Origin of the sequence: Lysinibacillus sp. 54212 (assembly GCF_036662795.1) — a bacterium.
In the GTDB taxonomy this organism is placed as follows: Bacteria; Bacillota; Bacilli; order Bacillales_A; family Planococcaceae; genus Lysinibacillus_B.
In genome coordinates this window covers 145,176-164,015 of record NZ_JBAFWZ010000002.1, presented here as the reverse complement: position 1 = coordinate 164,015, position 18,840 = coordinate 145,176, and the positions used below count along the sequence as shown (strand labels likewise).

16 protein-coding genes are annotated in these 18,840 nt (G+C 37.6%); 5 read left to right on the top strand and 11 right to left on the bottom strand.

Annotated elements, in window-relative coordinates:
* Positions 1-8 precede the first annotated feature (8 nt).
* The 5 genes from V4T18_RS02575 to V4T18_RS02555 all read right to left on the bottom strand — a co-directional run bounded on the left by V4T18_RS02575 (position 9) and on the right by V4T18_RS02555 (position 7,380).
* Entirely contained in the window at positions 9-734 is a 726-nt protein-coding gene (locus tag V4T18_RS02575) for a lipase family protein (RefSeq protein ID WP_332646224.1), read from the bottom strand.
* A 113-nt stretch (positions 735-847) separates the two neighbouring features.
* Positions 848-1,843 (bottom strand): M23 family metallopeptidase, encoded by a 996-nt coding sequence (locus tag V4T18_RS02570; protein WP_332646222.1) that lies wholly within the window; start codon positions 1,841-1,843, stop codon positions 848-850.
* Between the two features lie 135 nt (positions 1,844-1,978).
* Positions 1,979-4,042, bottom strand: a complete 2,064-nt coding sequence (locus tag V4T18_RS02565) for a catalase (protein WP_332646219.1) — start codon at positions 4,040-4,042, stop codon at positions 1,979-1,981.
* A gap of 152 nt (positions 4,043-4,194) precedes the next feature.
* Positions 4,195-5,889 carry a methyl-accepting chemotaxis protein gene (locus tag V4T18_RS02560; protein WP_332646217.1) on the bottom strand — a complete coding sequence of 565 codons (1,695 nt, stop codon included), beginning with the start codon at positions 5,887-5,889 and terminating at the stop codon, positions 4,195-4,197.
* A 315-nt stretch (positions 5,890-6,204) separates the two neighbouring features.
* Entirely contained in the window at positions 6,205-7,380 is a 1,176-nt protein-coding gene (locus V4T18_RS02555) for an MFS transporter (protein ID WP_332646214.1), read from the bottom strand.
* Positions 7,381-7,781: 401 nt separating this feature from the next.
* On the opposite strand from V4T18_RS02555, the gene V4T18_RS02550 reads away from it, so the two are divergent.
* The 3 genes from V4T18_RS02550 (at position 7,782) to V4T18_RS02540 (ending at position 11,752) form a co-directional block, all read left to right on the top strand.
* Entirely contained in the window at positions 7,782-7,973 is a 192-nt protein-coding gene (locus V4T18_RS02550; RefSeq protein WP_332646213.1) for an SE1561 family protein, read from the top strand.
* 152 nt (positions 7,974-8,125) lie between these two features.
* Entirely contained in the window at positions 8,126-9,667 is a 1,542-nt protein-coding gene (locus V4T18_RS02545; protein WP_332646211.1) for a fumarate hydratase, read from the top strand.
* Positions 9,668-9,853: 186 nt separating this feature from the next.
* A complete protein-coding gene (locus V4T18_RS02540) occupies positions 9,854-11,752 on the top strand; it encodes a heavy metal translocating P-type ATPase (RefSeq protein WP_332646209.1) in 1,899 nt (632 codons plus the stop codon).
* A 69-nt stretch (positions 11,753-11,821) separates the two neighbouring features.
* Here V4T18_RS02540 and V4T18_RS02535 read toward each other — a convergent pair whose 3' ends face one another.
* Together V4T18_RS02535 and V4T18_RS02530 are read right to left on the bottom strand one after the other, a co-directional pair.
* The gene (locus V4T18_RS02535; RefSeq protein WP_442916890.1) at positions 11,822-12,787 is read right to left on the bottom strand and encodes a YihY/virulence factor BrkB family protein; all 966 of its coding nucleotides are present in this window, start codon (positions 12,785-12,787) and stop codon (positions 11,822-11,824) included.
* Positions 12,787-13,113 (bottom strand): YtxH domain-containing protein, encoded by a 327-nt coding sequence (locus tag V4T18_RS02530; RefSeq protein WP_332646207.1) that lies wholly within the window; start codon positions 13,111-13,113, stop codon positions 12,787-12,789. The genes V4T18_RS02535 and V4T18_RS02530 overlap by 1 nt, the downstream gene beginning before the upstream one ends.
* 246 nt (positions 13,114-13,359) lie before the next feature.
* Between V4T18_RS02530 and V4T18_RS02525 the strand changes: the two genes are divergently transcribed.
* Positions 13,360-13,581, top strand: coding sequence for a DUF1128 domain-containing protein (locus V4T18_RS02525; protein WP_332646205.1), 222 nt, complete (start codon positions 13,360-13,362; stop codon positions 13,579-13,581).
* 165 nt (positions 13,582-13,746) lie between these two features.
* On the opposite strand, the gene V4T18_RS02520 is transcribed toward V4T18_RS02525, so the two are convergent.
* From V4T18_RS02520 to motA, 4 genes are all read right to left on the bottom strand, one after another.
* On the bottom strand, positions 13,747-14,655 hold the full coding sequence (locus V4T18_RS02520; RefSeq protein WP_332646203.1) for a pseudouridine-5'-phosphate glycosidase: 909 nt from the start codon (positions 14,653-14,655) through the stop codon (positions 13,747-13,749).
* A complete protein-coding gene (locus tag V4T18_RS02515) occupies positions 14,655-15,743 on the bottom strand; it encodes a carbohydrate kinase (protein ID WP_332646201.1) in 1,089 nt (362 codons plus the stop codon). The genes V4T18_RS02520 and V4T18_RS02515 overlap by 1 nt, the downstream gene beginning before the upstream one ends.
* Positions 15,744-15,842: 99 nt before the next feature.
* On the bottom strand, positions 15,843-16,613 hold the full coding sequence (motB, locus tag V4T18_RS02510; RefSeq protein WP_332646198.1) for a flagellar motor protein MotB: 771 nt from the start codon (positions 16,611-16,613) through the stop codon (positions 15,843-15,845).
* Entirely contained in the window at positions 16,597-17,397 is an 801-nt protein-coding gene (gene motA, locus V4T18_RS02505) for a flagellar motor stator protein MotA (RefSeq protein ID WP_332646196.1), read from the bottom strand. Before motA ends, motB begins: the two co-directional genes overlap by 17 nt.
* A 199-nt stretch (positions 17,398-17,596) precedes the next feature.
* Between motA and V4T18_RS02500 the strand changes: the two genes are divergently transcribed.
* Positions 17,597-18,832, top strand: coding sequence for an aminopeptidase (locus V4T18_RS02500; protein ID WP_442916889.1), 1,236 nt, complete (start codon positions 17,597-17,599; stop codon positions 18,830-18,832).
* Positions 18,833-18,840: the final 8 nt, after the last annotated feature.

Here is an 18,840-nt window from a genome sequence, read left to right as displayed (position 1 = left end):
TTAGTCAGCTATAATTTTTCCATAGCAGCTATATAAGTATCTATACTATGATTCCCCTCAACTGAAAGCGCGGGAGCTGCAAAATAATAAGGACTAAAAATATGCCGATAATTATATGTCTTTTTATTGATAATGTTATAAATTGTCGCTGGTGGTAAGTGCGGAACAAGATCAAAATGATTAACAAAGCGGATAGCATTAGGATTATTTTGATAAAACAAATTCATAAAATCCGAATCTCCAACCCGAGGGCTAGCATAATTGTATAAAATAATGTCCTTTTGAGGGAAAGCTTGAGTCAGATCAAGTGTACAGAGTGTTGAAAGAGCCCCACCAAGACTGTGACCGGTTATATACAGTTTTTTTGCAGGATCTATGGTTTTTAACGTCTCTATTATCTCTTCTCTGCAGGAATCATAAATGGATAAAAAACCACCATGCACCTTTCCCTGTCCAAAAACATATGGATATGGAACTTGATAAAATATCGCATCTGCCACCCAATCAATATCAGAATCTGTTCCTCTAAATACTAGAATGCTGTCATCACTGGATTGCATTATATAGCCAAACCATTCATTTTTACTAAATACTTTCGCTTTAAACGACTTTACGAGCTCATACCCTTCAGGTACTAAAAATACACCATCCTGTTTAAATTGATTATAGGCAAGCTTACAGCATTGAGCTAAAAAGATTGCTTTATTCTTATCTATTAAAAAGGTATTCCCCAAAACCCTCTCTCCCTACCTTAGCTATTCATCTATAGTATGCGGTAGGAGAGAAATGTGAATACATTACTTAAGAACATGAGGCTGACTAATTTTCATTCAGCCAACCTCATTCTTTATTTTTTTGAAGCTTTCGTTTGTTTTTCCCATTGCAGAAGTGATGGGTACGGATCAAAAGCCCATTCTGTTCGCCCATTAAATTTGTAAATACCATAATGCAAATGTGGTGGGAATTTTCCTGATGTACCTTCCTTACCGTAGCCCGAGCTACCGACATAGCCAAGGATGGTGCCAGGCTCTACAATATCCCCGACTTTAATGCCTTTATTATAATAAGCTAAATGGGCATAATAATGATAGGAGTTATGGTTGTCTCGTATCCCGATACGCCATCCACCAAATTGATTCCAGCCCATTATTTCGATAACACCATACGAGGTGGAAACAACAGGTGTTCCATAGCTGGCGAAAAGATCCGTTCCTTCATGAATCCTTCTACCGCCGAAACCTCTGTTTGCTCCCCAAGTTCCCCTAAAGCTATAATGGTTGCGTACTGGAATAGGAAACACATGAGTATCAAGGTCTATAGAATTAAAATGTTTATACAGTTTAGCAATGGTTAAAATTTGATTGACGACTGCTTCACTTTGATAATAATCCCATAGAGCTATTTTAAATTGCTCTTCCTTTAGTCCATACTGATTTAAATAGCTCGCCATAGTATACAAAATATCCTCATCGTCATCAGGACTTGCAACACCATCACTATTACCATCTAGCCCCATTCCACCAAAATAATCAATTGTAGAGGGTGATGTATCTTTAGGTGAAGGATTTAATGGACCAGCCCAGTATTCATCAGAAAACTGGATAGCAATAGTACTATCCCTTTTTGGTATGTCCTTACGAACGGATTGTATGTTCCGTTCATATTGATCAATTGCGGCTAAGTAATGCCAAGGCACACGCAAATCACCAAAATGGACATAATAAGCCATACGCTGCTCGAATATCTCTTCCCTAGATGGTTCTTCATTTGCCCATGCATCCTTTAAAAAAAAAGTATTACATAAAATGACTAAGGTGAATATAGGAATACGATAGCGACCCAAAAAACAAACCTCCTTTCTTTCAACCATAGAATAACCGATTTTTTGTTTTCCATAAGTCTTGATCGTATAATTCACAATAAAAAACCTGAATAAAATCACTGTTTAAGGTGATTCTAATTCAGGTAACTTTTATTTTTAAATATTGATGTCTCTATCCCAGAACCGTTGCTCAGCAATCGCTCTGACAGCGTCCTGCGCAAAGTTTGGGTTATCCTTTTCCAAAATTACACCTGGAGCTTCTGGAGCGTTTGCTGCCTCCATAAATGGCTCACCAGTTGTCGCTACAAGTATTGGCTTATAATGCTGGAAGGCTTCTCTAATATAATTTTTCATATCGCTATTAAACCTCGCCTGATCCTTTGCTGTACCACCTACTACAAACAAGGCATCAAACAGTACTGGATACGTCGTTAAAAATGTTTCATTAACCTTCAATTGTTGACCTTGTGCACTTTCTACTGTGCCTAATTTTTCCGAAATAATGACATATTGAATGCCATGGCGAGTAAAATTATTAATCGTATTTTCTAGCTCTGTACCATTAAACCCGTCACCAATCAGAATACCAACTTTTAATGTTTGCGGAGATTTTATCGTATTACTTTGACTTAATGCTGGGGAACTTGCGTTGATATTCACATGATTTCCCTTTGGTGGATTAACATCTATGCGGTCGGCAAGTGTAGTAGCCAGTGTTTTATCTACGTTTACGAACATATCAACCACCTGCTGACGGATACTCTTACTGTGTACCTTTCCGAGCTCAAATGTGAACGCATCGAGAATATGCTGTTTTTCCGGCGGAGACATACTATTCCAAAATAGCCTTGCTTGTGAGAAATGATCATCAAAGGATGGACTGCGCCCTCTAATGACGCGTCCCTCTACCTTTTCTTCATAATGAACAAATCCACCTTCCTTCTCGGTACTAGTTGAAGGTGTATTATTAGCTAGTGAATTTTTATGGTAGCTTACTTTTCCGACGTTAATTGTTTGTCGACTATAGCCATTCCGCTGATTATTATGGAACGGGCAAATAGGACGGTTAATCGGGATTTCTGTAAAGTTCGGTCCACCTAATCGGATGAGCTGTGTATCTAAATAAGAAAATAATCTCCCTTGCAGCAAAGGATCATTTGAAAAATCAATACCGGGTACGACATTTCCCGGATGGAAAGCCACTTGCTCAGTTTCTGCAAAAACATTATCCACATTTCGATTTAACGTTAGTTTCCCTACTATCTTTACCGGTATAAGCTCTTCTGGCCAAAGCTTTGTAGCATCGAGTATGTCAAAATCAAATTTAAATTCATCCTTTGGGTCTAGTATTTGAACACCTAATTCATATTCTGCAAAATGCCCTTTTTCAATAGATTCCCATAAATCTCGTCGCTGAAAATCTGAATCCTTCCCAGAGATTTTTTGAGATTCATCCCAAACAAGGGAATGAACACCGAGGGCAGGTTTCCAGTGAAATTTAATAAATTTTGATTTCCCATCCTCGTTTACAAACCGGAACGTATTAACACCAAAGCCCTCCATCATGCGGAAGTTCTTAGGAATGGCTCGGTCAGACATTACCCACATAATCATATGGGCTGTTTCTTGGTTGTTTGCAACAAAATCCCAAAATGTATCATGAGCAGAAGCGGCTTGAGGCATCTCATTATGTGGCTCTGGCTTAACAGCATGGATAACATCTGGAAATTTCAATGCATCCTGAATAAAAAATACAGGGATATTATTACCTACTAAATCGAAGTTTCCTTCCTCTGTATAAAACTTCGTCGCAAATCCACGAACGTCCCTCGGTGTATCCTGCGAGCCTACACTACCTACAACAGTTGAAAAGCGGACAAATACAGGCGTTTTTTTCCCCGGGTCTTGCAAAAAGCCTGCCTTCGTATATTCCTTCATCGATTCATATACGACAAATTCTCCATGTGCAGCATATCCGCGCGCATGTACAACGCGCTCTGGAATCCGTTCATGATCAAAATGGGTTATTTTTTCACGAAAATGAAAATCCTCCATTAAGGTAGGTCCTCTCAAGCCCGCTTTTAAGGAATCCTCATCATTGGATATTTTTACCCCTTGATTCGTCGTCATTTTTTTGCCGTAATTATCTACCTTAAAGCTTTCTAATTGTTGTTCCTTCTTATCCAGTTCCTCATTATTATGATGAGATTTTTCGTTCATTTTATCCCCTTTCCTACAATCATAAAGTTTCTTAACATTTAGGCTCATATAATATATTCATCTGTTCTGTAATCTGTTCCGTTATTGACATTAGGTTCATTTGAATAAAATAAACCTGTCTCCAAAAAGGAAACAGGTTCTTTTAAATATAATTACAGCTTAAACTGTTGTAATTCTGAATTTAGTTGTTCAGCCATTCCAGCTAACTGCTCTGCACTACGAGTAATTTCTTCCATAGTACTAACAGTTTCCTCTACTGTAGCAGTTGTTTGTTCTACACCTGCAGCTGCTTCTTGAGATACAGCGGCGATTCCATCAATTGATGTATTAATCTCTTCTGTATTTTGGAGGACTCGATCCAAGTTATTTGAAATGGCATCAATATTTTCAATCATATCCTCTACAGCATTCGAAATTTGATCAAATGTTAAATTTGTCTCATTAAGTTGGACCGTACCCTTTTTGACTTCCTCATACCCTTCTTGTAGAGATTGGGTTACATTTCCTGTTTCACCTTGAATACGATTAACAATTGCTGAAATATCTGTTACAGAGAACTGTACTTGCTCTGCCAGCTTTCGCACCTCATCCGCTACTACCGCGAAGCCCTTTCCATGCTCCCCTGCTCGGGCCGCCTCAATCGCTGCGTTTAATGCAAGTAGGTTGGTTTGATTTGAAATATCATCAATAACAGATACTAACTTCGAGATTTCAGCAGATTGCTCATTTAATCCCTCTACCTTACGAACTGAGTTTAAAACAATTTCATTGATTGTTGCCATTTGCTCTGTAGAATTTACCATTAATTCTTTTCCTGTTGCTGTAAGGCTCTGAACGTTCGCAGAATGCTGCTTTAATTCGCTGCCTTCTTGCGTAGTTTCCTGAATACGGCGTGTAAATCCAGACATTGTTTCTGCTAAATCACCCGAAGAAGAGGCCTGCATTTCCGAACCTGTAGCTAACTCCTGCATCGTTGAAGCCATTTGTTCTCCACCTTCTTTTACTTCATTCGATGCTTGTGCAAGCTCCTCACTACTTGCTGCAACGAGCTGTGAAACATTATGTATAGAGCTAATCGTTGCATTTAATTTGTCATTCATTTCATTTGCTGAAGCCATTAAAATACCTACTTCATCACGACGGTTAACGTGTAAAGGCTCATGACTCAAATTACCATCTGCTAATTGTTGCATACGAGAAGATACAACTCTAATTGGTTTTGAAATTTGATTTGCCGTTACAATCGCAATAATAATACTAATAATTGTTAGCGAAAGACTTACAATGATTCCAGCGATTCTATTGTTAGCACTTAATTTAACAACGTTTTCCCCTGCTTTACTAATATTGTCTGCACTTTCCTTTGCAAAGATTTCGTACCCTGTACGAACTTCTGTAACTAAATGGTTAATGGCAATTAGATTGTTAAATGCCTCTTCCTTATTTCCGCTTTTATAAACTTCAAATACTTCTTTATTTACTCGTTCACTCCACTCACGAGCCATATCTACTATTTTTTGTCGGTCTTCACTCTTATTATGCTTTTCAATAATACGATTATTGGACTCTGCAATTTCACGGTATTCATTAAATGTATCTATGTAATTTTCATCACCTGAAGCTACGTAACTAAGTGCTGCTGATAAACGAACACTACTAGACATGGCTAAATTTTGATTTGCATTTAATAATAGTAAATGCTTCTCGACTAATTCTGTTGCCTTCTCTTCCATCTTTTCATTAGAGAAATAAACATACATTGAATAAATATTTGTAATGACTATTAAAATGATAAATGCACTTAAAATTAGTGTTCTAAGCGACTTAAACCGAAGTATCTTCTGCATTTCTTTTTTTCCCATCCCTTGAAAATTTTTATTTTATACTATAATTCATAATAATATATTTTTAAAGAATTGAAATGCAAAAATATAAAAAGAGTTTTTTCGACATAACAATCTATGTTCTCTTTATAAATTTCAAATTATATTAGATACTTTTACCTAACCCCTCAGCATTAATGATTTGATTTTATAATATTTAAAGATAATATCCTACTCCTCAATAGTCTTTCTCAAACTAAAGATGACTCGTCTAAAGGTATTATTATTCAAAAAAAGGATGTAATCTCCGTTCTATAATGGAGTTTACATCCTTATTAATTAACTTACTGTTCGATTAAATTGATAAGCAATATTAGCTAATAGTACAACGAATAGCATTGCAGCCATTAGCAATAAAAAACTTACACCTTCAACGACTTGTAGATAGTAACCCCCGAGAAACGGTCCACTTAAGCTGCCTAAACTAAAGAAAATTCCACATAGAAGATTTCCAGTCGGAAGGAGCTCCTTTGGGGTTAAATCTGTCATATACGTAATACCTAATGAGTACATGGAACCTACACACATTCCCGCAATGGCAAACAAACATGCGACTACAATTGCCGACTCTTCCAACAAGCTACATACAGTGAAAATGATGGTCCCACTAATTAATGCTGCTATAATCACTCGATCACGCCCAATTTTATCACCAAGTATACCAAGTGGAAGTTGCGTTAATATAGCACCTATAGAAAATGAGGCTAAAATAATGGATAGCATTGACACATCAAAATCCATTCGTAATGCATACACCGGGTACAAAGCATTTAATGAAGACTCTAAAAAGCCGTACACAAATGGGGGTAAAAAAGCAATCCAACTATATTTAAATGCTAGCTTATAGCGAGCAAAACCACTTTTGCTATGACTAGCATCTCCCTTTAAAGCTTCAGGTTTTTCGTTGCGAACAAAAAACACAAGTGACCAAGCGATTAAGCATAGGAAGGATGAAACGATAAACGGAAGGGTTTCGGAAATTTTTATTAACGGTACAAATAATGGACCTACTGCAAACCCTATACCAAAGGACAACCCATAAATTGACATACTTTTACCTAAGTTCCCTTGAGGTGTTGTTGTCGTAATCCATGTTTGCGTTGCAAAATGGAGGGCATGATCTCCAATACCTATTAATAGCCTTAGCATGAACCAAAAAACGACACTTTTCCAGAACGGGAACATCAATAGAGACGTAAAAACAAGTGCCCCACCTACTAAAATAATCGGCTTATAACCATATTTCCGTAATGGTTGCTCAATAAATGGCGATATTAACAATGTCCCTATGTATAATCCAGTAGCATTGAAGCCATTCAATGTTGAAGACACACCGTCCTTTTCAAAAATGACAGAAATTAGCGGCAATAGCATCCCCTGAGAAAATCCTGAAATTGAAACAATGATTACTAATATCCAAAATCTACGCTGTTCATAATTATTTATGATACTCATTGTTGCCTCCGAATACTTCAATATCCGTATTATCTTAACATATAGGACCTCGAATAGCTTCACTTTTAGAAGACATAAATAGCCCTAGCAAACTTTATTATCCAAAGTTTACTAGGGCTTTAAATTTCACTCTTATCCATTAAAATGTGTATAAACGCGTACCTCAGCAGTAATAGCCGAAAACTGTTTAAACTCCCTCCTTCCAAATTGGGACTGAGCTTTTATGTTCCGACCATCTCCTTTACATTTTGATACCTTTAGTTTATCACATCCCCTCTATTGTGTAAATATTCTGAATAAATAATTTGCGAAATAAATTTTGTCAGCTTCCACACACTCCGATTATTGAAATTCTAATAAAAATCAGCTACGATATGCTTATTATGAAAGGTGGCTCTCCGATGTCTAATCCTATTACTAACAAAGAACAGCAAGTAGTTTATCTGAAGGAACGTTTAGAAATTTTCCTTGAAGTACTCGATGCAATCGATCCTGAAAAGACTGAACTTGAAGATATTGACCGTTTAATTAAAATGATGGACGATTTAGAGGAAAAAATGGATCAATTTCAAAATCGCAACGAAATAAAATAATAATTACTAAGCTGGCCATTCTTAATTTGGATTTGTCAGCTTTTTCTTTGTCTAAGGATTCTAATAGTTTAGAACTCTTTTTTTTATTCATTTAAACAGTTATAATGTTTATGGTTTGAAAATAATATTATTTTTCTGGGGGGAAAAATATTATGGCATATTTAGAAACATTAGAAAAAAGCCTTTATGATTTAGTGACAGAAACGTCTACTAACCTACCAAAAGATGTTCGTCGTGCAATCAAAACGGCAAAAGAAGCAGAAAACGCAGGCACTCGTGCAGCGATGTCATTAGACACAATTACAACAAACATTGTAATGGCCGAAGATAACGTATCACCAATTTGTCAGGATACAGGTCTTCCAACATTTAAGGTATACACTCCTGTGGGCGTAAACCAAATTGAAATTAAAAAAGCAATTCAAAATGCAATCGCTAGCGCAACTGGTGATGCGAAATTACGTCCAAACTCAGTAGATTCATTAACTGGTAAAAACTCTGGTAACAATATCGGCGCTGGACTGCCAGTTGTAAAATTCGAGCAATGGGAAAATGACTATATCACAATAAAGCTAATCCTTAAAGGTGGCGGCTGTGAAAATAAAAACATCCAATACTCTCTTCCATGTGAATTAGAAGGTCTTGGCCGCGCAGGTCGTGACTTAGATGGTATCCGTAAATGTATCCTTCACTCTGTATGGCAAGCACAAGGACAAGGCTGTTCTGCTGGTTTCATCGGTGTAGGGATCGGTGGGGATCGCTCTGCTGGTTACGATCTTGCAAAAGAGCAATTATTCCGTCATGTTGATGATGTGAATCCAATTGAAGACTTAGCAAAACTTGAGCAATATATCGTTGAAAAATCAAATACATTTGGCGTTGGTACAATGGGCTTCGGTGGCGAGGCAACTCTACTTGGCTGTAAAATCGGCGTAATGGACCGCTTACCAGCATCATTCTTCGTATCAGTAGCTTACAACTGTTGGGCATACCGTCGTATGGCAATTGATATTAATCCTGAAACAGGTGAAATTATTAACTGGCATTACCAAGAAGGTGAAAAAATCACTTTCCGTGATGAAGAGCAAACAGCTGCTACAACAGACAATAAAGTTGTGGAACTAGTTGCACCAATTACAGAAGAACAAATCCGCGAGCTTAAAGTTGGGGATGTTGTAAAAATCTCTGGTCGTATGTACACTGGCCGTGATGCAATTCACCACCACTTAATCGGTGAAGGCGTAGAAGCTCCTGTTGACTTAAACGGTCAAATTATTTATCACTGTGGTCCTGTTATGGCAAAAGACGAGGCTGGCAACTGGACAGTGAAGGCTGCTGGTCCAACAACTTCAATTCGTGAGGAGCCATACCAAGGCGATATTATGAAAAAATTCGGTATCCGTGCAGTAATGGGTAAAGGCGGAATGGGTCCAAAAACACTTGCCGCGCTTAAAGAGCACGGTGGCGTCTACTTAAATGCGATCGGTGGTGCTGCTCAGTACTATGCTGATTGCATCAAGTCAGTAGATGGCGTTGACTTAATGGAGTTCGGTATTCCTGAAGCAATGTGGCACTTATCAGTTGAAGGCTTTACAGCAGTTGTAACAATGGATTCTCACGGAAACTCATTACATGCTGATGTAGAAAAATCTTCATTAGAAAAATTAGCATCCCACGCTGAACGCGTATTTTAATACATTTCTCTAACTTGCAACCATAATTGGTTGCAAGTTTTTTATTGCTTTATTTTCCATCTTACGTTATGCTTTAATTATAATAATTCTAATTAAATAATTTTATTATATAAATGAAAAACACTATCAATTACATTGAAAATAAGCTTTTGATAGTGATATTCATTATCAAGGAGGATAAGTAATATGGAATCTAATCGAGAAAGTATATCTTTAATTGAGAAAACAAAAGAGCATCGCGAATTAATTTCGGCTATCACTTCCGGTTTCATTATTTTACTAGCTTGGAAAATGGATTCAAACGGTTTGCATACTTCTGCCGTCATAGCATATATCACCGCCTTTATTATTGGTGGCTACGCAAAGGCTAAAGAAGGGCTATTAGATACGTTAGAACACAAAAAATTAAATGTAGAAATTTTAATGATACTCGCGGCAATAGGTTCTGCTATTATCGGTTACTGGGCTGAAGGGGCCATTTTAATCTTAATTTTTGCAATTAGTGGTGCGCTTGAAACATATGCCATGAATAAAAGTCACCGTGAAATTTCTGCCCTAATGAAGCTGCAGCCTGAGGAAGCTTGGCTTGTACGTGGCAATTTTGAGCCCATAAAAGTGGCTGTTAATACATTAAACATTGGAGATCATGTTTTAGTTAAGCCAGGAGAACGTATTCCAGTTGATGGTATAGTTTTCAAAGGGATTTCAACGATCGATGAGGCCGCCATTACAGGGGAGTCCATGCCAGTAGCGAAAGACAAAGGGGCTGCTGTGTATGCCGGGACAGTGAACTTAAATGGGGCTATTACGATTAAAATGACAAAGCCCAATAGTGAAACAATGTTCCAAAAAATTATTACCCTTGTTCAATCCGCACAAAGCGAAAAATCTCCCTCCCAGCAGTTTATTGAGCGCTTTGAAGGAGTTTATGTAAAAGGTGTGTTAGTTGTCGTTGCTCTTATGATGTTTTTACCTCATTATTTACTTGATTGGGACTGGACAACAACATTTTACCGCGCAATGGTACTGTTAGTTGTTGCATCCCCTTGTGCATTAGTAGCATCTGTTATGCCTGCTACATTAGCTGCAATATCAAACGGAGCTCGAAAAGGAATACTTTTTAAAGGTGGTCTTCATTTAGAGCATTTTGGTAACTTAAAAATGCTTGCTGTAGATAAAACGGGGACTTTAACTGCCGGTACACCTGTTGTAACAGACTTTATCGTTCGTCCAGGGGAAAATAAAGAGGAGGCATTAGCAGTCATTGCCACGATTGAAGGGCAATCCACTCATCCACTTGCAATGGCTATATCTCAATATGCTGAAGAGCATCACGCTCAGCTATTTACCGATGTAAACATTACAGATGTGCCTGGCTATGGTATTGAAGCTAGCATTAATCAAAAATCCTTTAAAGTCGGTAAGCCTGATTTTGTAGGTCGTGATGAGGCGAATGCCTTTCAAAACAATGTGCTATATGAGCTAGCCTCGGAAGGTAAAACGGTAGTCTTTTTAAAGGACGACAAAGGCATTCTTGCTCTCGTAGCACTTAAGGATACAGTTCGTGATGAAGCTAAATCTGCAATTGCTGCACTAAAAGATTTAGGCATCCATGTAGTGATGCTAACAGGGGATAATGAGCAAACCGCCAAGGCCATTGCAAAAGAGTCTGGCGTGAATGAATACGTATCAGAGTGCTTACCAGAAACAAAGGTTGACTATATTAAAACATTCAATGAAAAGTATAAGCATGTTGGAATGGTTGGGGATGGGATAAACGATGCCCCTGCACTAGCCACAGCATCAGTTGGTATAGCAATGGGTGGCGGTACTGATGTAGCATTAGAAACCGCTGATGTCGTACTAATGAAAAACGACTTATCGAAAATCGAATATGCGATACGATTATCACGAAAAATGCAAAAAATCGTAAAACAGAATATTGTATTTTCAATTGGAGTAATTTCGTTATTAATAGTGTCTAACTTTTTCCAAATAATCAATTTACCCTTAGGTGTAATTGGTCATGAAGGAAGTACAATCTTAGTTATATTAAACGGCTTACGAATGCTAAAAAACATGTAAGAGACTGTTCTTTGAACTACACCCCGAATAGTGAACCTATTCGGGGCTTTTCTATTTTCTTTAATAAGCTTATTTATTAGGCGCACTTTTGTTCATTCGTGCAATTTGTAGTTTTTGAAATGATGCATTTAACAGTCCACCGAAAATAATTAGAATACCTGTAAAGTACAGCCAAAGCATTAATATAATAACTCCACCTATACTGCCGTATGTTGAGCTAAAATTCCCAAAATTACTAATATAGTAGGAGAAGATGTACGTTAAAAAAATCCAGCTAGCTGTCGTAAAAATTGCTCCAGGTATAACACTAAAGAATGGTAGCCTCGGATCCGTATTTGGAACAACCCAATACATTGCCATTAGTACAATAAAAATTAACGCTGGCGGAATTAACCACCTTATCATTGTCCACACCGATTCAAAGGACTTTTCAATACCGATGTAGGAAAATATTAAATCACTAATTTGTTTGCCGAAAACAGGAAATAAAAGAGCTATTAAAATAATTAACACAAGTGAAATCGTGAAAATGAGTGACCATGCACGGGTCATTAAGCCCGAACGTTCATTCACATCGTACGCTTGATTAAGAGCCCTGATTAATGCATTAACCCCTTTGGAGGCAGACCAAATCGTACCTAAAATACCTATCGACAGTAATCCACCATTTTGATTCGATAACACATCAATAAGTGTTCCTTCAATAAAAAAATAAACTTCTGTCGGCATTACATCTTCCAAAAATAAAAAAACTTGCTCCTGTCTCAAATTTAAGTATGGTAATAATGTGACTAGAAAAATGAGCAATGGGAAAAAAGATAATAAAAAGAAGTAAGCGAGCTGTGCACCTAAACCAGAAATATCAACTCGTTGAACACTAATCACTAAGTCTTGTATAAAGCCCTTTGCTGTCGTTCGGTCGATTTCTGATTCCTCAGGCGTTATAAACGACTTAACAAAAACAAATGCTTCATTGTATGTCGTTTTTTTATCGTCCTTCATCAGCTTTTTGTCACCCCTTTTTACTAGTATCATTAAACACCGCTATCTTGTTTTGAAAATGCCTCTTTTGTTTCAGATAGTAGGCTAGAAACAGTAGTAGGCAGCGTTTTTGCATCTTCCACCTTTTCCATGATGGATGTTATATTTTGCTCCGCAGTACTGTAAAATGTTTGAGCCTGCTCTACCTTTGTTTCGATTAGGTTTTGGAGCTCATCACGATTTTGGGCATAGTATGTTACAGTATCCTTCACCTTTTTTGTCGATGCTATTGTATGCTCGCGCGTTTGCTTATCAAACAAACTTATTGCAGCGCCAACTAAAGCCCCTAATACAACAGCTGGTACTAATTTACTTTTCATTTCTGTCTCTCCTCCTAATAATATGCTTAGTTATTACAGATTAAATTCTTCTCAAAAATAGTTACTCATTTCATTTTATACACAATTCCACCTTTTTTAAAGCAACGAGGTATATGATTTTTTCTTTTCACATATTTCATGCTTTTTTACATATCCTTTCACAGAAACTAGGATACCGAATTGGGTTGACTTTAGTGCATTAAAATGAAATGATATTTTCGTATAGAAAGAAAGGTAGGTTAAAAAATGAATTTATCTGTACCATCTCAAGAAAATGTTATTTATATGATCGATCAAATGAAGGATAAGCTTCGTATGGTAAATGTCGATGCAATGAAGTCAGAAAACTTTAGCGATGGAAATTACGAAGACTTATTGTATCTTTATGAAATGGTTATGAAACGAGAATCTTTTAGCCCAAGCGAAATGCAGGCAATTGTGGCAGAACTTGGTTCATTGCGCAAATAAATAATTGGGGGTGTCCAGAAAGTAAAAACTTTCTGAACACCCCCTTCAACCTTTACTCATAATCCACTAAGAAATAATGCTCCTGCAGTGGTCGCAAAGGTTACGTCTCAAAATGTCTTTTCAGACGATTCTTTTTTTAGCATTTCCTAGGAAATATTGTCGAAATTAGTGGTTTAGGGCTACTGCAATAGCAGCACCAATTTTCGCGTTATTTTTCACAAGGGCAATATTTGCTTCAAGAGATTTACCTTCAGTTAATTCTTTTACTTTGCCTAATAAAAACGGCGTTACTTCCTTACCTGCAATCCCTAGTTCCTTTGCTTCAGTAAGAGCTCGTTGAATAATTCCATTAATGAAGCTCGACTCTAATGCATCTTCTTCAGGAATTGGATTAGCAATAACTGCACCACCACGAAGTCCTAAATCCCATTTCGCTCGCATCATGCCTGCTACTTCTTCCGCTGAATCTCCACGGAAGTTTACATTAAATTCGCTTTCACGTGTGTAAAAGGCCGGTAGCATATCTGTTCCGTAGCCAATCACTGGTACGCCCTTTGTTTCTAAGTACTCAAGTGTAAGACCAATATCTAGTATTGACTTGGCGCCCGCACAAACAACAGCTACATTCGTCATCGCAAGTTCTTCCAAATCTGCTGAAACGTCCATTGTTGTTTCAGCACCACGGTGAACACCGCCGATTCCACCAGTAACAAATAGCTCAATACCGGCAAGCTCAGCACAAATCATTGTAGCCGCTACTGTTGTTGCTCCTAATTTTTTTGTAGCTACTAAGTAACCAAGATCACGGCGAGAAGCTTTTGCCACACCTTCAGCATTACCGAACATTTCTAATTCTTCATCGGATAATCCGATTTTTATTTTCCCGTCAATTATTGCAATCGTTGCTGGTACCGCACCGTTATCACGAATAATTTGCTCTACTTCTCGAGCTGTTTGCACGTTTTGTGGATACGGCATTCCATGTGAAATAATTGTTGATTCTAGCGCAACAATGGGTAAACCCTTTTCCTTTGCCTCTAGTACTTCTTGTGAAAATGATAAATATTTTTCCATTATTGTTCCCTCCATTTTGTTATTTCATTGTGTGATAAATCTGTACGAACAGTACTATCCATTTTTAAAGTTTGGGCTGAATTATATAATCCAAATTTGATTGCCTCTGTAAAACTCTCTTGATGAAGTACGCCATGTAAAAACGCACTAACAAATGCATCTCCTGCACCGGTAACGTCCACAATCTGTTCGACATTAACTGCATTAAACCTCGTTATTCCATCCTTAGATCCTGCAATAACCCCATACTCGCCACGAGTTAAAATAACATGCTCTGCACCTTTTTGAAGTAATTGCTTAACTGCCTCCTCATAATGGGCTTCCTCTTCTAGACTGAGCTTTAAATAAGTTTCAGCCTCATCACGGTTGCATATAAAGTAAGAAACACCCGACAGGTTTTCCGGCATACGATTCATTTTTGGTGATGAAACAGGTACTATCACAAAAGAAATATCACGTTCAAATGCAAGCTGTTGTAAATAAACTACCGTTTCTTTTGGACAATTTAAGTCAACGATAATACATTTGGCATTACTTAGACTTGCCTCATGCTTAGAAATAATTGCTGGTAATAAGCTATCATAAATAGCCATATTCGCTAAAGCAATGACAAGCTCTCCATCTTCTCCTAGCACAGCTGAATAGGACCCTGTTGATTCATTTGTTAGCTTTTCCACTAAATCAAATTGGATAAATGCTGTTGAATGCTGTTCAATTTTAACTGCGTCCTGATCCTGCCCTAGCACAGTAAGCAGCTTTACTTCATTTCCAAGACGACCAAGATTTTCAGCAATATTTCTTGCAACGCCACCAACACTCTCTGTTACAGTCGCAGGATTCGATGTTGCTAATTGAACATTGCCTTCTACATGAAATTTTCGGTCAACATTTGCTCCACCAATGGCGATGATTGTATTTTTTTCAGGTAGCACATACGCTCTGCCAATAACCTCCCCTTTTTTTATTAAGGTGGATATTGTATTAGCTAATGAGGGACGGGACATACTTAAATTAGTTGCCATTTCCTGTTGTGATAAATACGGATTCTCCATGATTGCTTGCAAAACTAACCTCTCTTTTTCATTCAACGGACTCACCTCACTTTTTAAACATTTGTTTGTATTATAAACAAATGTTTATGAAAAAGCAAAAGAAAAGACAAACTTCGAAAAGTTTGCCCACTCCTATTATTTTGCAGCTTCTATTTCTGTACCATCTTCAGCATAACGCGGTTGAATTAACACCTCAACACGACGGTTTTTAGCACGTCCTTCAGCCGTATCATTAGTAGCTATTGGATTATATTCACCAAACCCCTTAACACTAAAAGCTTTAGAATCTAATTGTGGATTTGTAGAAATAACAATTTTTAAGAAATTCACTGCTCGAATTACCGAGAGCTCCCAGTTCGATTGGAATTCTGCAGTATTCATAGGTACATTATCCGTATGACCTGTAATGATTATATTACGCGCTGGATCGAACGCCAATAACTCAGAAAGTTCCTTTGCGATAGAGGCGTATTCTGGCTTAATGTCAGCCTTCCCCTGATCAAATAATACACTATCACGTATAGTAATAAGTAAGCCCTCATCCGTCATGACTGTTTCGAACTGACTTTCTAGCTCATTTACAGCTATAAACTGCTCGACACGTTCTTGCGTTTCTTCAAGTTGTCTTTGATCCTCCATATATTTTGCTGTCGCTTTCGTAATTTCTGATTCCGTTGCATTCGGATCCGCAACAACAGCTGGATTATCCATTACACCATTACCACCTGAAAAAACTTGATTAAACACATTGGACATTTTTTCTAGCTTTTCCTGATCAACTGTACTCGATGCGAACAGTACAATAAATAGAGCTAATAATAATGTTAATAAGTCTGCATAAGGGATTAACCAAGATTCATCCATATGTTCTTCATGCTTTTTGTGTCTTCTACTCTTCTTTGCCAAGGCCACCCGCCCCGCTTTCCGTAATTTGCTTACGTTCTGACATTGTTAAGTATGATGCTAGCTTTTGCTCGATAACACGAGGTGCTTCCCCTTCTAACACTGAAAGAATACCCTCAATCATCATCATTTTTTGCTTAACCTCTACAGCTGATTTTCGTTTTAACTTATTGGCAAATGGATGCCATAAAACGTAACCAGTAAAAATCCCTAGAAGTGTTGCAACAAAGGCCGCGGAAATTGCTACACCTAATTTATCGATATCTGACATATCCTTTAAGGCAGCGATAAGACCTACTACCGCACCAAGTACCCCTAGTGTCGGGGCATATGTACCTGCTTGAGAGAAAATTAATGCTCCACTCGCATGACGATCTTCCATTGCCGCTACTTCCTCTGTTAGAACATCACGGATATAGTCTGCATTTTGACCATCAATCGCTAGTGTTAGGCCATTTTTTAAAAATGGGTCTTCAATTTCTGCAGCTTTGCTTTCAAGTGCTAATAACCCTTCACGACGCGCTAAGTCTGCCCACTGTGAAAACATTTTAATAATCTCAATATCATTTGCTAGTTTTGTTTCTTTGAAAATCTTTCCAAACAATTTTGGAACACGCTTTAACTCTTTCATCGGGAAAGCAATAACTACAGCTGAGACTGTCCCGAAGATGATGATAAAAATTGCTGCTGGATTCAGTAACGCATCCGGTCCAACACCCTTAAACCACATCCCTAACAGTAGCGAAACAAAAGCTAATATTATCCCTACTAATGAAGCAATATCCATGTCTATACCTCCAATAACTCATTCTCTTATAATTTCGACCTTATCTGCTTTTTATTAACAGTTGTATTCTTATAGTATAAAGGGTATTGCATTTTTTTTCGACGCAATAATGTTTTTTTCTTCCCAATTTTGCTATTTTTGATTATATTGAATCAATATTAGCTATTTTTTAAAATTCTAAAAAGAAGGAATGATTGTATTGGCATCAAACTTTGATAACTATCTATTAAAATATGCGGAACTTGCCGTAAAAGTAGGAGTAAATATTCAGAAGGGGCAATTTTTATATATAGCTGCCTCTACGGATACGGTTGATTTTGTTCGACTTGTGACAAAAATAGCCTACGAGCATGGTGCTAGACAGGTCTTTGTTGATTTCACAGACGACCAGATTACTCGTCAACGCTACGAGCTTGCCCCTGAGGATTCTTTTGACTTTTATCCTGCATGGAAGGTACAAGAGCGTGAATCGCTTGCTGAGCAAGGGGCTGCATTTATGAGTATCGTGTCACAGAGCCCTGATTTATTAAAAGGAATCCATTCAAAACGCATTGCTTCGGTACAAAAAGCTACAGGATTAGCTCTTAACAAGTATCGACAATATGTGCAGTCGGATAAAATTAGCTGGACTGTCATCGCCGCTCCATCTAAAGAATGGGCAGCTAAAGTATTCCCTGAATTACCTGAGAACGAACAGGTAGATGCATTATGGTCTGCTATTTTTAAAGCAACTCGATCTACTTTAGACAATCCTGTCGAAGCTTGGATGCAGCATAACGATACGTTGCATGAAAAAGTAAACTATTTAAACGAAAAAAGCTATACTAAGCTTCATTACACAGCTCCAGGAACAGATTTAACAATTGAGCTTCCAAAAGGTCATTTATGGTGTGGCGCTAGCAGTGTAAATGAACAAGGAGATTCTTTTATGGCTAATATGCCAACGGAGGAAGTTTTTACAGTACCAAATAAAACAGGCGTTAATGGCTATGTTTCCAGTACTAAGCCTTTAAGCTATGGCGGAAATATTATTGACAACTTCAAAATCACATTTGAAAATGGTCGAATTATAAATATTGAAGCAGCGCAAGGCGAGGAAGTATTAAAGGCGCTTGTCGAGACGGATGAAGGCTCTCATTATTTAGGTGAAGTAGCATTAGTACCTCATCAATCGCCAATTTCAGAGTCAGGTTTATTATTCTTTAACACATTATTTGATGAAAACGCATCAAATCATTTAGCGATTGGTAGTGCTTACGCCTTCTGCTTAGAGGGTGGAAAAACAATGTCGAGTGAGGAGCTTTTACAGCATGGTTTAAACCAAAGCATTACACATGTTGATTTTATGATTGGATCGAGTGAAATGAATATTGACGGCATTACAGAAGATGGCAAGGTAGAAGCTGTATTCCGTAACGGTAATTGGGCTTTTTAGTTGACTTT

Bases quoted from the DNA above. Each gene is read 5' to 3' on its own strand.
- V4T18_RS02565 (WP_332646219.1), bottom strand. From the start codon at position 4,042: ATGAACGAAAAATCTCATCATAATAATGAGGAACTGGATAAGAAGGAA.
- V4T18_RS02560 (WP_332646217.1), bottom strand. From the start codon at position 5,889: ATGCAGAAGATACTTCGGTTTAAGTCGCTTAGAACACTAATTTTAAGT.
- V4T18_RS02555 (WP_332646214.1), bottom strand. From the start codon at position 7,380: ATGAGTATCATAAATAATTATGAACAGCGTAGATTTTGGATATTAGTA.
- V4T18_RS02550 (WP_332646213.1), top strand. From the start codon at position 7,782: ATGTCTAATCCTATTACTAACAAAGAACAGCAAGTAGTTTATCTGAAG.
- V4T18_RS02545 (WP_332646211.1), top strand. From the start codon at position 8,126: ATGGCATATTTAGAAACATTAGAAAAAAGCCTTTATGATTTAGTGACA.
- V4T18_RS02540 (WP_332646209.1), top strand. From the start codon at position 9,854: ATGGAATCTAATCGAGAAAGTATATCTTTAATTGAGAAAACAAAAGAG.
- V4T18_RS02535 (WP_442916890.1), bottom strand. From the start codon at position 12,787: ATGATACTAGTAAAAAGGGGTGACAAAAAGCTGATGAAGGACGATAAA.
- V4T18_RS02530 (WP_332646207.1), bottom strand. From the start codon at position 13,113: ATGAAAAGTAAATTAGTACCAGCTGTTGTATTAGGGGCTTTAGTTGGC.
- V4T18_RS02525 (WP_332646205.1), top strand. From the start codon at position 13,360: ATGAATTTATCTGTACCATCTCAAGAAAATGTTATTTATATGATCGAT.
- V4T18_RS02520 (WP_332646203.1), bottom strand. From the start codon at position 14,655: ATGGAAAAATATTTATCATTTTCACAAGAAGTACTAGAGGCAAAGGAA.
- motA (WP_332646196.1), bottom strand. From the start codon at position 17,397: ATGGATATTGCTTCATTAGTAGGGATAATATTAGCTTTTGTTTCGCTA.